Origin of the sequence: Neobacillus niacini, from assembly GCF_023715415.1 — a bacterium.
Classification (GTDB): Bacteria; Bacillota; Bacilli; order Bacillales; family Cytobacillaceae; genus Neobacillus; species Neobacillus niacini_C.
Genome location: NZ_JAMBOB010000007.1, coordinates 66,930 through 79,305 on the forward strand (window position 1 = coordinate 66,930; position 12,376 = coordinate 79,305).

Sequence of the window (12,376 nt, forward strand, 5' to 3'; positions counted from 1 at the left end):
CACCTCCGCTATTTTAGTTTGCTTTCTTTGTTAAGAAAAAATTCTAATTCTAGTTTTTTTAATTTTACTAGTTTAAGATTCTTGGCATTTGTCCACAATGAGGATAGTGAAGGGACGGTGCGAGAATATGAACAGTAAAGTATTAGTATGGTCTTATTTAATCATTTTATCGTTAGGAACGATTTTAAACTTATATATACCAAAAACGGAAGCGGTGGCGAAGGATGCGGTGGTGATCCCAGCGGAAGCGATTCGACTCCGAATTCTTGCCAATAGTGATAGTGCACAGGATCAGGAGCTTAAAAGGAAGGTCCGTGATGCAGTCAATGAGCAGATTACGTTGTGGGTTCAGGAGTTAACGTCCTTGGAAAAGGCAAAAGAGGTGCTTACCTCGAAGCTGCCAGAGGTTCAAAACATTGCTGAGAAGGTTGTCGCTGAGCAGGGGTCGAAACAAAGTGTCAATGTGGAGTTTGGAAAGGTTCAGTTTCCAACTAAATTGTATGGCGAGTTTTTATATCCAGCAGGAGAGTATCAAGCGATTTTGATTACCTTGGGTGAAGGAAAAGGCGCCAACTGGTGGTGCGTGCTCTACCCGCCATTGTGTTTCTTGGATTTCTCAAATGGTGTGGCTGTCCAAAGTGAAGGATTTGAAAGCAAGGCGTATGCGGCGGAGAATGAAGAACCCGTTGAAGTAGTGGAAAAACCAAAAGCAGAAGAAGTGAAGGTTTCTAATTTTAGTAAGAAAAAGATTCTAGAAGAAGTTGTTGAAGAAGAGGAAGCTGTAGATGTAGAGGAAGTTATAGAGGAAGTAGTAGAGGTAAAAGTAGAAGAGAAGAAGCAAACTAATGTGAAAAAGGAAAGCAAAAAGGAAAAAACAGCTCCGGTTTATACAGCAGAAGACGAAGAACCGGTGAAAGTGAAATTTTTTGTGGTAGAAATGTTTGAAAGTATTTTTAAATAAGCACCAGCCTCCTAAATGGGGCTGGTTATTTATTTTTAATAGATTTTGCACGTATTTGGTTCTAGTTCTCTCATTTACTCATAATAATAGAGTATCAAAATAATGAGGTGGTAAGGATGCAAGCACTTATACGTTGCGCGACTAAAGAGGATTTGGGCACTTTAAGAGAGTTCCTGATGAAGGCGAGCCTTGGGACGGATGGATTAACGGAGGAAACGGTAGAGTATTTTATATTGCTAGAGGATGAGGATGGGGCGATTAAGGGTACACTGGGAATGGAGGCTTTTGCGGATTGTGGATTACTGCGTTCGCTAGTGGTCTCGCCGGGACAGGCGGAAAAGGATATCGTCCTGTTGATAACTCAAATGATGCAGCTGGCGAAGGAAAAAGGGATAAGAAACTTGTTTTTGGCGACAAATAAAGGAGTGGCATTGCCGTTTTTTGAATTGCTAGGTTTCGAGAAGGTGGACCGGGACCTATTACCTGAGGAACTTTATTCACTTGAACACATTCAGCATGTATTTAATGTGGATAACTCGTTATTTTTGAAATTTTCACTCTAACTGTGGATTAATCCACAAAGTTATCCACATTTTTAAGATTGTTATGCACAATTTGTGGATAAAGGGTTGTGTTTATGTTCACCATCTTTTATACTTTCAAAAGTAATATGAGACAAAGAGCCTAAATTCGGCAAATTTCGATATCATTTGCGCTTCCGGTAAAGGTGGATAACTATGAACACAAAAGTATGGAAAGTGGATAAATATGTGGATAACCTCGAAAATAATCCACAGGTTGTGGATGCCGCTCATTTTTTACAGGAAAATGAAGTGGTGGCATTACCAACAGAGACTGTTTATGGACTAGGTGGAAATGCAAAAAGTGATGTGGCGGTGGAAAAAATCTTTGCTGCAAAAGGCAGACCGAGTGATAATCCACTGATTATCCACATTGCGGATAAACATCAGCTTTCAGCATTTGTTGCGGAAGTTCCTAAAAATGCTGAACGATTAATGGAAAGGTTCTGGCCAGGACCGTTGACAATTATTTTTAAAAAGAGAGACGGTGTTCTTTCGGAAAAAGCAACCGCAGGTTTGGAGAGTGTTGCCGTTCGGATGCCAGATCATCCTGTCGCCTTGGCACTTTTGAAAAAATGCCAGCTTCCGATTGCGGCGCCAAGTGCGAATAGTTCCGGAAAGCCAAGTCCGACAAATGCCCAGCATGTGTTGGATGATTTAAACGGGAAAATAGCTGGTGTGCTGGACGGCGGTTCGACGGGTGTTGGTGTGGAATCGACGGTTTTGGATTGTACCGAGGAAATTCCGGTTATTTTACGTCCGGGCGGAGTGACGAAGGAACAGCTGGAGAACGTTATCGGTGAGGTTCATCTGGATGCGGCATTGATTGATGAAGCTTCTAAACCGAAGGCCCCTGGGATGAAGTATCAGCACTACGCTCCGAATGCCCCACTTTATTTAGTTAATGGAAGTACATCTTTTCTGCAAGGTTTAATAGAAGAAAAGCAGAATGCTGGGCTGCGAGTGGGTGTGCTTGCAACGGAAGAAAGTGTGGAAGATTATCAGGCTGATGTTTCGGTCGCATGTGGAAGAAGAGACGAGCTTGAAAGTGTTGCAACAAAGCTATATGAAACATTACGGGCGTTTAATCAGGAAAAAGTAGACGTTATTTTCAGTGAAACTTTTTCGAATACGGGTGTCGGTCATGCCATCATGAATCGTTTGCAAAAAGCAGCAGGGAACAAAATGATAAACGAGTAACCCAGGTCTCCTAATAAGGAGGCCTTTTTTTAGAAATTACTCTTTCGGAACGGGGTGGTGAGTATATTAATGAAACTTCCTAATGGAGTGAGTGGTTTTTATGATTCAGAAGCAAATGAGCCTCCACAAATAGACGGAAAACTATTTAAACAATTGTGTTACCATTTGACCGCTTGTAATGGTGGGAAGGTTCTAGATGGTAATCTCTCTCATTCTTCAGCAAATTTTTTTAAAGTTCAGGTTGAGATGTTTGATTTTGTGTTCTATATCCTGCTCAATAAGCATTATCCTTATCTAGCATTTGCGGCTGCCGTTGACTTTGGGGATATTCAATTCGTGGATATACCTGCTCTTTCGGAACAGTTTTCTCCCTTTTATCAGGTTTTAGATACATTAGAGCTTCGTACGCCTTTAGAAGACAAGCATAAAAGTGGGTTGAATCGTGCTGAGTTGCAGCAGATTTCATACTGGAAACCTGAAAAAGTAGGACAGATCGTTTTTAATTTTTGGGATTAGCATGGGCAGGCAGGTCCGTGTACATGCGCTTTTCGATTCTAAAACCCTTTGGACGTGCATATGTTAAATCAGGGCAAGTCCGAGGGGGTAGAGATTCGTGTATGGAATTATTGGGGAACTTGTAACGCTGTTGTTAATGGCGTTTGCACTAGGGATGGATGCCTTTTCTGTTGGTCTCGGAATGGGTATGTTTAAGTTAAGACTTCGGCAGATTTTTAAAATTGGAATCACGATTGGTTTATTCCATGTGTGGATGCCGCTTGTGGGAATGCTCGCCGGGAGGTTTTTATCCGATAAATTTGGAACCTTTGCGTCTTTGGTGGGAGGGCTGCTCCTTATGTTGCTCGGGGTGCAAATGATTTGGTCAAGCCTTCGGAAAAGTGAGGAAAAGGTGATGACGCCGGTTGGATTTGGACTACTCATCTTTGCAACCAGTGTGAGTCTCGATAGTTTTTCGCTCGGACTGACGCTAGGAATCTATGGGGCAAAAACGATTTTGGTGATTATCTGCTTTGGGGTAGTGGCAACCATTTTAACTTGGGCGGGTTTGTTATTGGGAAGAAAAGCGCAGGGTTGGATTGGATCGTATAGCGAAGCATTAGGGGGAAGCATCTTACTCGCATTTGGAATAAAATTACTTTATTCCTTTTTATAAAACCTTTCCAAAAATGTGAAAGGTTTTTTCGTTACTGTTGGAGAAATGATAGAATGTACATAGAAAAGCGGAAGCGCCTTGCCCAAGGAAAAAAGCAGTTCATTTTTTCCCAGGGGTGACAGGCATAAGGCGAGCCGGCGAGAAGGTTGGTTTTTACCTTCTTGCTGGATTGACTTATGACCCCGAGCCCCTAGGCTGCTTGCGCTAGACAATAGAAAAGTGTCTAGGCTGCTTAAGCTAGACAATTTTGAAAGGAGGCTGGCAGTTTGCAGCGCATTTTGTTTGTTTGTACAGGGAATACGTGCAGAAGCCCGATGGCGGAAGCAATTTTAAAAAGTAAGAAGATTGAAGGTTTAGAAGTGAAGTCGGCAGGAATTTATGCGGCAACGGGAAGTGAGGCATCTGCTCACGCTAAACAGGTGCTTAATTCTCATTATATTGAACATAACCATTCCTCCACGATGCTAACTATAGAATCTGTACAATGGGCAGATCTAATTTTAACGATGACAGGTTCGCATAAAAATGCCATTCTGGAGCAATACGCTTCTGCAGCCGGAAAAGTTTTCACCTTAAAGGAATTTACGGGAGAGGACTATGATGTCGATGTTGTTGACCCTTTTGGCGGCAATTTGGCCATCTATCAGGAAACCTATCAGGAATTAGAAAAATTGATTACAAAAGCGATTGAAAAAATGTAAAGCTCTCAGTAGTGAGGGCTTTATATTTTTTTACCGGTATGTCAATATTAAGGAAGGATTAGTATAGGAGGTTTTTAGATGAAAGTAGCATTAGCGTCTGATCATGGCGGAGTGAATATTCGTAAGGAAATTGCTAACTTAATGGATGAACTTGGGATTGAATATCAGGATTTCGGCTGTGACTGTGAAGGGTCTGTCGACTATCCGGATTATGCGCTGCCGGTTGCTGAGAAGGTAGCGAGCGGTGAGTTTGATAGAGGAATCTTGATTTGTGGAACAGGAATTGGCATGAGCATTGCTGCGAACAAGGTAAAGGGTATACGCTGTGCCCTTGTGCATGATACGTTTAGTGCAAAGGCAACACGTGCGCACAATGATACCAATATTCTCACGATGGGTGAGCGTGTAATCGGACCTGGCCTTGCTCGTGATATTGCACAAATTTGGCTGACAGAAGAGTTTGAAGCCGGCCGACATGCTACTCGGATTGGAAAAATCAGCGAATACGAGCAGAAGTAGGTTGATGACCGTGATTCAAGTATGGGAAAAAGAGCTTGAAACAATTTTAACTGAATTTCAATTGCAGGCTTCTTTGGTGCCGGGGCAGCTGCTAGTCGTGGGCTGTAGTACGAGTGAAGTAATTGGTGAGAAAATCGGAACGGCGGGGACATTGGATGTCGCTGAGATGATTTTCCGTCAATTAAGTAGGTTTGCGGCGAATACCGGTGTTGCGTTGGCATTCCAATGCTGCGAGCACTTAAACCGGGCACTTGTGATTGAAAGAGTTGAGGCGGATAAGCGAAGATTAGACGAAGTATCTGTGGTGCCAGTAAGGACTGCAGGCGGAGCAATGGCTACACATGCGTTTGAAAAAATGGAGGACGCCGTTGTTGTTGAATTTTTGAAGGCGGATGCTGGGATTGATATTGGTCACACCTTTATTGGTATGCACCTGAAACATGTGGCGGTTCCCATCCGAGTGGCACAGAAAAACGTTGGACATGCACATGTTACCTTAGCGAAAACACGGCCAAAACTCATTGGCGGGGCTCGAGCGGTTTATGAAAAGACAGCGGGAAATTCCAGCTGTAGTTGATTGTTAAAGGCGAACGTTTTTAGTATAATTTATTTTAATGTTCGTGTATAGTGTATTTTCTTTATCCTTTTACTAGGGTAAAATAAAAGAAATGGAGATTTTACGAATATCCATTTCTCTTTTTGAGAGAAACGTGCTATTATATAGAGAGAATTTTCAGGAAAGTCATTTCAGGTTTATACATACAGGGGGGATTACCATGAAGCATTTGTCTAATCAGGACAAACAGGTATTTGAAGCGATTCAACAGGAATTAGGACGCCAGCGCGGAAAAATTGAATTAATTGCCTCAGAAAACTTTGTGAGTGAAGCGGTAATGGAGGCACAGGGTTCTGTGTTAACCAACAAATATGCAGAGGGCTACCCAGGTCGCCGCTATTATGGCGGTTGTGAATACGTGGACGTAGTCGAAGACCTTGCTCGTGAGCGTGCGAAGGAGATTTTTGGTGCGGAGTATGTGAACGTTCAGCCGCATTCTGGTGCACAGGCGAATATGGCTGTTTACTTTACGGTCCTTGAACAAGGCGACACTGTTCTTGGTATGAACCTTTCGCATGGCGGCCACTTAACACACGGCAGCCCGGTCAATTTTAGTGGTGTTCAATATAAGTTTGTTGAGTACGGTGTGGACGAAACAACACATCTGATTAATTATGATGATGTGTTGGCAAAAGCTCGCGAACATAAGCCGAAGATGATTGTTGCTGGTGCAAGTGCGTATCCTCGTGCAATTGATTTTGCGAAATTCCGTGAAATTGCCGATGAAGTGGGCGCTTATTTAATGGTTGATATGGCTCATATTGCTGGACTTGTGGCAGCTGGCCTTCACCAAAATCCAGTACCTTATGCTGATTTCGTTACAACAACTACGCATAAAACGCTACGTGGACCTCGTGGTGGAATGATTTTATGTAAAGAGGAATTCGGGAAGAAAATTGACAAATCGATTTTCCCTGGTATCCAAGGCGGACCGTTAATGCATGTTATTTCTGCAAAAGCGGTAGCATTTGGGGAAGTTCTTCAGGATAGCTTTAAAGAATATGCAGGTCAAATTATTGCAAATGCCAAGCGTTTAGCGGAAGGTTTGCAAAAAGAGGGGATCAAGCTGGTTTCCGGTGGTACGGACAATCACTTGCTGCTCTTAGACATGCAAACACTAGGTTTAACGGGTAAGGTTGCGGAAAAGGTCCTTGACGAAGTAGGGATTACCGTTAACAAAAATACAATTCCGTTTGATCCGCAAAGCCCATTTGTAACGAGCGGTATCCGTATTGGTACTGCGGCGGTTACGAGCCGTGGCTTTGGATTAGAAGATATGGATGAAATTGCGTCCATCATTGCGTTTACCTTGAAAAATCATGAAGACGAAGCAAAGCTTAAAGAAGCTAGTGATCGTGTTAGTGCTTTAACAGGTAAATTCACGCTTTATCCTGAATATTAAACAACTTTTGAAATCGACTCTGTGAATGGGTCGATTTCTTTTTTGATTTTTATTTGCTCTCTATATCGTTTTTCTGTAAAATGAGACGGAGTTAAATTTTAATAAAGGGGCGATCATTGTGGCAAAGGTATACGTCTTCGACCATCCACTTATTCAGCATAAACTTACATACATTCGTGATAAAAACACAGGAACGAAGGAGTTCCGTGAATTAGTAGACGAAGTGGCAACGCTTATGGCGTTTGAAATCACACGAGATATGTCGCTTGAAGATATCGAAATTGAAACGCCAGTCTGTTCGGCGAAATCAAAGGTATTATCAGGGAAGAAAATGGGCGTTGTCCCGATTCTGCGTGCAGGAATTGGTATGGTGGACGGGATTCTGAAATTAATTCCAGCTGCAAAGGTTGGCCATGTTGGTTTATACCGCGACCCGGAAACGTTACTGCCAGTGGAATATTACATTAAGCTGCCAAGTGACGTTGAAGAACGTGAATTCATCGTTGTTGACCCAATGCTCGCAACGGGCGGTTCTGCGAATGTGGCAATTGATAGCTTGAAAAAGCGCGGTGCGAAGCATATCAAGTTTATGTGTTTGATTGCGGCACCAGAAGGCGTTGAAGCGGTTAAGGCAGCACATCCGGATGTGGATATTTATATCGCTGCATTAGATGAGAAGTTGAATGACCATGGATATATCGTACCTGGGCTCGGAGATGCTGGGGATCGATTGTTTGGGACGAAATAATAAGGTAATTGGGGCTGAGCAGAACTATTTTTCTGCTCAGTTTTTGTTTTTTAAAATACCTATTTCGAGGGGTGTTTTTTACAAATATTGGCTAATAGTCCAAAACCCCTTGAAAAAGGTCCATAACTGCATGAAAAAAGTCCAAAACCCTCTAAAAATAGTCCATAAACCCATGGAAAAAGTCCAAAACCCCTCGAAAATAGTCCATAACTTTTCCTGAGGCTTTTCCCAAAAAATAAGTTCACACTATCTACTTATTTTTTAAGCAGGAATACTCAAATTAGTAGAGAATTACCCTTTTAATTCGAAAAAGAGGTGATTTTGTTGATCATGTTAGAGTTAAAACTCTCCGTTCACGCTGAACAATGCATAGCTTTATTAAAAAGGATGCCAAAAGGGCACCCCGTAAGGCCGATTGTGGAAAAGGACCTAAAGATATGGCTGAAAGGGTATTATGGGGAACTCAATACGAGTTATTACGTATCGTTTTTACCAGAAAATGAATATTACATTTTTTATGGATTGCGGCTAAAGGATAAAAAGGACTTCCAGATGGATTTGCTGCTGATTTCTTCAAGATTTGCGTTAATCATCGAGGTCAAAAATATTTCCGGTAAGTTAAAGTTTGAAAAGGGATCGGACCTAATGATCAGGGAATTAAATAATGTAGATGAAGGGATGGATAACCCTATACAGCAAGTGAAAAGGCACCACCTTCAATTTACGAATTGGTTAAAGTTTCATCAAATCAGGGGGATACCGGTGGAGAGCCTAGTGGTAATTAGTAAAACGTCTACGATTATCGAAACAACTCCAGACAACCAGCAAATTTTTCAAAAAATCATCTATGCCGAATCGCTGCTTGATAAGATAAAAGAATTGGAAGACAAGTATCAAAAGCCTCGCATGACAAAGAATACCCTAACTCAACTTTCAGATACCCTCTTAAAAGCCCATCATATCTACATTCCGGATATCTTTCAAAAGTACGAATTATCCCAAACCGATTTGATAACAGGTGTACAGTGTACGAATAGTAATTGCAAGTGTTACCCAATGGAGTATGTTTCAGCTTCTTGGCGGTGTAACAAATGCAAAGAAACCTCCAAAACCGCACACATCCAAGCTGTAAGTGATTATTTTCTTCTCTACAGTCCGACCATCAACAGGAAGCAGTTTGCTGATTTTCTACAGGTCGATTCCTCTATTAAAGCTAGATATTTACTGCTTTCCCTAAATCTTTTCTCGACAGGATCCAAACGAGGTACCAAATACTTTCTCCCAAAAAACTGCATATTTTCCCCTCACGATGAAAACTCTATGAAAAAAGGGGGATTTTTTACATGAAAAAATGGACACTTTTATTCGTACTAGTTTTCTCCCTTCAAACGACTACTTCTGCTCGGTCGCTCGAGAACCCTCCGATACCGAAAGAACGGGTGGCGATTGTGGTTCTTGAAGAGCCGCAAACCCCCGAGGACATTCAACAGCTCATTAAACCCTACAAAGATATTCACCTCAGGCATGTTTTTACAGAAGCGATTTATGGATTCTCGGTCGAAGGAAACCCAGAATCAATAGAACAATTGGCGGAAACCAGCAAACAAATTATCAGTATTTCACCTGTAAATCAGTACAGGGTGCAGGGGGAGGAAGGTGTTAAAATTATTGGCGGTGAAGAGATTCGCGGCCTTTTTGATAAAAAGAATCGCCGCTTGACGGGGAAAGGAATTACGGTCGGGGTTATCGATACGGGTGTGGATTACACCCATCCTGACCTGAGAAGAAATTATGCGGGCGGACGGGACCTTGTGGATAATGATGGTGATCCAATGGAAACAAAAACGCTAGGAAGTGCGACGGTTCATGGCACCCATGTGGCCGGAATTATTGCGGCAAATGGAAAGATAAAGGGAGTCGCACCGGAGGCGAAAATCCTCGCTTACCGTGCGCTGGGACCTGGTGGCGGCGGAACGACGGAAAATGTGCTTGCGGCAATCGAGCAGGCGATAAAAGACAAAGTGGATATTATGAACCTTTCTCTTGGCAATGATATTAATGGTCCGGACCTGCCCATCTCCCTCGCTTTGAATCGAGCGGTGGATAAGGGGATTGTGGCCATCGCAGCATCCGGTAATTCCGGTCCAAATATCTGGACAGTTGGTTCGCCGGGAACGGCATCAAAGGCAATATCGGTTGGAGCTTCGACCCCTACCTTAGAAGTCCCTCATATTCTAATAGAAGGAATACGGGATAAAATCAAGATTCAGCCTCTGGCGGGCTCAGCGAATTGGGCAATGGACCGGTCCCTTCCTATTGTTGATGGCGGGATGGGGACGCAGGCAGATTTAAAGGACGTAATGGGAAAAATAGTTCTCATAAAAAGAGGGAAATTGACGTTTACTGAAAAAGCCAATAATGCTAAGGCGGCTGGGGCGAAGGGAGTTATTATTTACAATAATTTAAGTGGCGGGTTCATGGGGAATCTGGAGGCTCCGCTCGATATTCCGGTCGGTTCCATCACAAAGAAAGAGGGGGAGGTTTTAAAAAGCAAAACCAATTCCTTAGCGAGAATCGAATGTGTGGAGGAAAGGGATTTGCTGGCGGATTTTAGCTCGAGGGGGCCGGTGACGGACACGTGGGAGGTCAAACCGGATCTTGTTGCACCAGGTGTGGCGGTTAATTCAACCATTCCCGGCGGTTATCTTTCTCTCCAGGGAACGAGTATGGCAGCCCCCCATGTGGCGGGGGCATGTGCGCTTATTAAACAGGCACATCCAGAGTGGACCCCGGATCAAATTAAGGCAGCCCTAATGAATACCGCCAAACCGTTAGAAAAAAACGGTAAACCTTACCGGACGTATGAACAGGGGGCAGGAAGGATTCAGGTGAATGAAGCTGTAAAAGCCACCTCGCTTGTTAGTCCAAGTTCGCTCCGATTTGGCAAGTTTGAGAGTGAAGGCGATACCCACAAAGCATTTTTGCGTGTTGAGAATCTAAGTGAAAAACCTGTGCGCTATACCTTTGACATCCCCAAAGGTAAAGACGGCCTTGAATGGCAATTCCCGCTGGCTTTTACCCTTAAGCCTGGAGAATCTCGAGACGCTAAGCTTGAACTAAAGGTGAATCCTGTAGAATTGAAAGGAAAGATTCATGATGGGTATCTAACCATTCATGCTGGGGCTAATTCGATTCAAGTTCCCTATATCTATGTACTTGAGGAACCGAATTACCCGAGAGTAATGGGATTTGATTTTAAGGATGGCGACAAGCCTGGGACTTATCACTATGAGGTCTATCTACCAGGTGGGGCGGAGGAGTTTGGAATTGCCCTTTTTAATCCGGATGATTTCCGATTCGTTGGCTTTTTAGACAGTAATCAGAACGTAAAGAAAGGGTTGGTCAGCAAGGTGATTACAGCTGAGAACCTCCCTCCTGAAGGAACGTATCTTGCCAAGGTATTTGCAAAAAAGGCAGGGAAAGAGGATTTTATTGAAACGATGCTTGTGATTGGAGCAGCGGTCAGGTGAATTTAATTGGGGTGGTGTTATTTGCCACTCCTGATCAATTTGTTCACAAAATGGTCACATTTTAGACATAAATATATTGGTGAATTACACTACAATTATAGTGTTAACTAAAACTTCCAAATGGAAGAAATTACTCAGAATAGTTTGTACGTAATTTCACGTAAATCCATTGACTTTGAAGAATCGCTATTGTATGCTAACAAAGGATGTAGAATGAGAGGGTTTTCACGTAATTCGACAGAATTCTCGGAATTCTACCTATCTTCTTTTTGTACATACCCTCGTTTTTTTGATTGTATTCTCTAAAGGTGAGAGAGCGATAAGTATGCGTAATGAAAACCGCAATCCGTTTAAAGCATATGCCCTAATGTCCGCCATTCTTGCAGCCCTTGTAGGATCCATTCTTATCGGTATATTTTTTGGCAGATGGCTGGATAAGCAGTGGGGCACAGAACCAATTTTCTTAATTGTTGGATTGTTTATTGGTTTAGCGGCCGGTATTTACTCGATGCTTGTTACAATTCGCAAGTTCAATTCAGGAGATTAGACCAACCATGCCAGAATTTCAAACCATGTTTGTCCGACAGCGAAAGTGGATGTTTTTCATATTGTCTTTTTATGTGCTTGGTTGGGGGTTCACTGCGCATCAATCAATCTTTCTTGGATTGATTCTTGGGACAAGTTTGAGCCTCTTTAATTTGTGGTTGATGGCTCGAAAAATCGACAAGTTTGGTCAAGCGGCAGCTGAAGGAAGACAAATTCGTTCACTTGGATCTTTTTCACGAATGGCAAGTGCTGCTTTAGCGATTGTCATCACTTTGAGGTATCCTGAGCAATTTCACCTCATTAGTGTGGTTATAGGATTAATGACATCCTACATTGTCATTATGATAGATTTTTTTATGCGCAATTTCTATTCAGATAAATAGCGGGGGAAGCGAGGTGAA

General features: G+C 42.6%; 14 protein-coding genes. All 14 read left to right on the forward strand.

The genetic code is table 11. The annotated features are described in order from the left end of the window. Nucleotides 1-127: 127 nt before the first annotated feature. The gene (gene spoIIR / locus M3189_RS17320; protein WP_251635763.1) at nucleotides 128-961 is read left to right on the forward strand and encodes a stage II sporulation protein R; all 834 of its coding nucleotides are present in this window, start codon (nucleotides 128-130) and stop codon (nucleotides 959-961) included. Between the two features lie 116 nt (nucleotides 962-1,077). Continuing rightward, a complete protein-coding gene (locus tag M3189_RS17325) occupies nucleotides 1,078-1,524 on the forward strand; it encodes a GNAT family N-acetyltransferase (protein ID WP_251635765.1) in 447 nt (148 codons plus the stop codon). 174 nt (nucleotides 1,525-1,698) lie between these two features. Beyond that, nucleotides 1,699-2,742 (forward strand): L-threonylcarbamoyladenylate synthase, encoded by a 1,044-nt coding sequence (locus M3189_RS17330; RefSeq protein ID WP_251635774.1) that lies wholly within the window; start codon nucleotides 1,699-1,701, stop codon nucleotides 2,740-2,742. A 69-nt stretch (nucleotides 2,743-2,811) separates the two neighbouring features. Next, nucleotides 2,812-3,258 (forward strand): hypothetical protein, encoded by a 447-nt coding sequence (locus tag M3189_RS17335; protein WP_251635776.1) that lies wholly within the window; start codon nucleotides 2,812-2,814, stop codon nucleotides 3,256-3,258. Nucleotides 3,259-3,394: 136 nt separating this feature from the next. After that, nucleotides 3,395-3,913 carry a manganese efflux pump MntP gene (locus tag M3189_RS17340; RefSeq protein WP_285889731.1) on the forward strand — a complete coding sequence of 173 codons (519 nt, stop codon included), beginning with the start codon at nucleotides 3,395-3,397 and terminating at the stop codon, nucleotides 3,911-3,913. A 266-nt stretch (nucleotides 3,914-4,179) separates the two neighbouring features. After that, nucleotides 4,180-4,614, forward strand: a complete 435-nt coding sequence (locus M3189_RS17345) for a low molecular weight protein arginine phosphatase (RefSeq protein ID WP_285889718.1) — start codon at nucleotides 4,180-4,182, stop codon at nucleotides 4,612-4,614. Between the two features lie 78 nt (nucleotides 4,615-4,692). Further along, a complete protein-coding gene (rpiB, locus tag M3189_RS17350; protein ID WP_251635780.1) occupies nucleotides 4,693-5,133 on the forward strand; it encodes a ribose 5-phosphate isomerase B in 441 nt (146 codons plus the stop codon). A gap of 4 nt (nucleotides 5,134-5,137) precedes the next feature. Continuing rightward, a complete protein-coding gene (locus M3189_RS17355; protein WP_251636440.1) occupies nucleotides 5,138-5,710 on the forward strand; it encodes a TIGR01440 family protein in 573 nt (190 codons plus the stop codon). Between the two features lie 199 nt (nucleotides 5,711-5,909). Next, nucleotides 5,910-7,151 carry a serine hydroxymethyltransferase gene (gene glyA, locus M3189_RS17360; RefSeq protein WP_251635782.1) on the forward strand — a complete coding sequence of 414 codons (1,242 nt, stop codon included), beginning with the start codon at nucleotides 5,910-5,912 and terminating at the stop codon, nucleotides 7,149-7,151. A 118-nt stretch (nucleotides 7,152-7,269) separates the two neighbouring features. Next, nucleotides 7,270-7,899, forward strand: a complete 630-nt coding sequence (gene upp / locus M3189_RS17365) for a uracil phosphoribosyltransferase (RefSeq protein WP_251635784.1) — start codon at nucleotides 7,270-7,272, stop codon at nucleotides 7,897-7,899. 330 nt (nucleotides 7,900-8,229) lie between these two features. After that, a complete protein-coding gene (locus M3189_RS17370) occupies nucleotides 8,230-9,246 on the forward strand; it encodes a nuclease-related domain-containing protein (protein ID WP_251635786.1) in 1,017 nt (338 codons plus the stop codon). Next, nucleotides 9,243-11,429: a S8 family serine peptidase gene (locus M3189_RS17375; RefSeq protein ID WP_251635789.1), complete on the forward strand. Its 2,187-nt coding sequence runs from the start codon at nucleotides 9,243-9,245 to the stop codon at nucleotides 11,427-11,429. The genes M3189_RS17370 and M3189_RS17375 overlap by 4 nt, the downstream gene beginning before the upstream one ends. A gap of 325 nt (nucleotides 11,430-11,754) precedes the next feature. Then, nucleotides 11,755-11,976, forward strand: coding sequence for an AtpZ/AtpI family protein (locus M3189_RS17380; protein ID WP_251635791.1), 222 nt, complete (start codon nucleotides 11,755-11,757; stop codon nucleotides 11,974-11,976). Nucleotides 11,977-11,983: 7 nt separating this feature from the next. Continuing rightward, nucleotides 11,984-12,358: an ATP synthase subunit I gene (locus M3189_RS17385; protein WP_251635792.1), complete on the forward strand. Its 375-nt coding sequence runs from the start codon at nucleotides 11,984-11,986 to the stop codon at nucleotides 12,356-12,358. The last annotated feature ends 18 nt before the right edge of the window (nucleotides 12,359-12,376 follow it).

What these genes read in the sequence shown, in the direction of transcription:
- spoIIR (WP_251635763.1), top strand. Translation starts at nt 128, where the DNA reads ATGAACAGTAAAGTATTAGTATGGTCTTATTTAATCATTTTATCGTTA.
- M3189_RS17325 (WP_251635765.1), top strand. Translation starts at nt 1,078, where the DNA reads ATGCAAGCACTTATACGTTGCGCGACTAAAGAGGATTTGGGCACTTTA.
- M3189_RS17330 (WP_251635774.1), top strand. Translation starts at nt 1,699, where the DNA reads ATGAACACAAAAGTATGGAAAGTGGATAAATATGTGGATAACCTCGAA.
- M3189_RS17335 (WP_251635776.1), top strand. Translation starts at nt 2,812, where the DNA reads ATGAAACTTCCTAATGGAGTGAGTGGTTTTTATGATTCAGAAGCAAAT.
- M3189_RS17340 (WP_285889731.1), top strand. Translation starts at nt 3,395, where the DNA reads ATGGCGTTTGCACTAGGGATGGATGCCTTTTCTGTTGGTCTCGGAATG.
- rpiB (WP_251635780.1), top strand. Translation starts at nt 4,693, where the DNA reads ATGAAAGTAGCATTAGCGTCTGATCATGGCGGAGTGAATATTCGTAAG.
- M3189_RS17355 (WP_251636440.1), top strand. Translation starts at nt 5,138, where the DNA reads ATGACCGTGATTCAAGTATGGGAAAAAGAGCTTGAAACAATTTTAACT.
- glyA (WP_251635782.1), top strand. Translation starts at nt 5,910, where the DNA reads ATGAAGCATTTGTCTAATCAGGACAAACAGGTATTTGAAGCGATTCAA.
- M3189_RS17370 (WP_251635786.1), top strand. Translation starts at nt 8,230, where the DNA reads ATGTTAGAGTTAAAACTCTCCGTTCACGCTGAACAATGCATAGCTTTA.
- M3189_RS17375 (WP_251635789.1), top strand. Translation starts at nt 9,243, where the DNA reads ATGAAAAAATGGACACTTTTATTCGTACTAGTTTTCTCCCTTCAAACG.
- M3189_RS17380 (WP_251635791.1), top strand. Translation starts at nt 11,755, where the DNA reads ATGCGTAATGAAAACCGCAATCCGTTTAAAGCATATGCCCTAATGTCC.
- M3189_RS17385 (WP_251635792.1), top strand. Translation starts at nt 11,984, where the DNA reads ATGCCAGAATTTCAAACCATGTTTGTCCGACAGCGAAAGTGGATGTTT.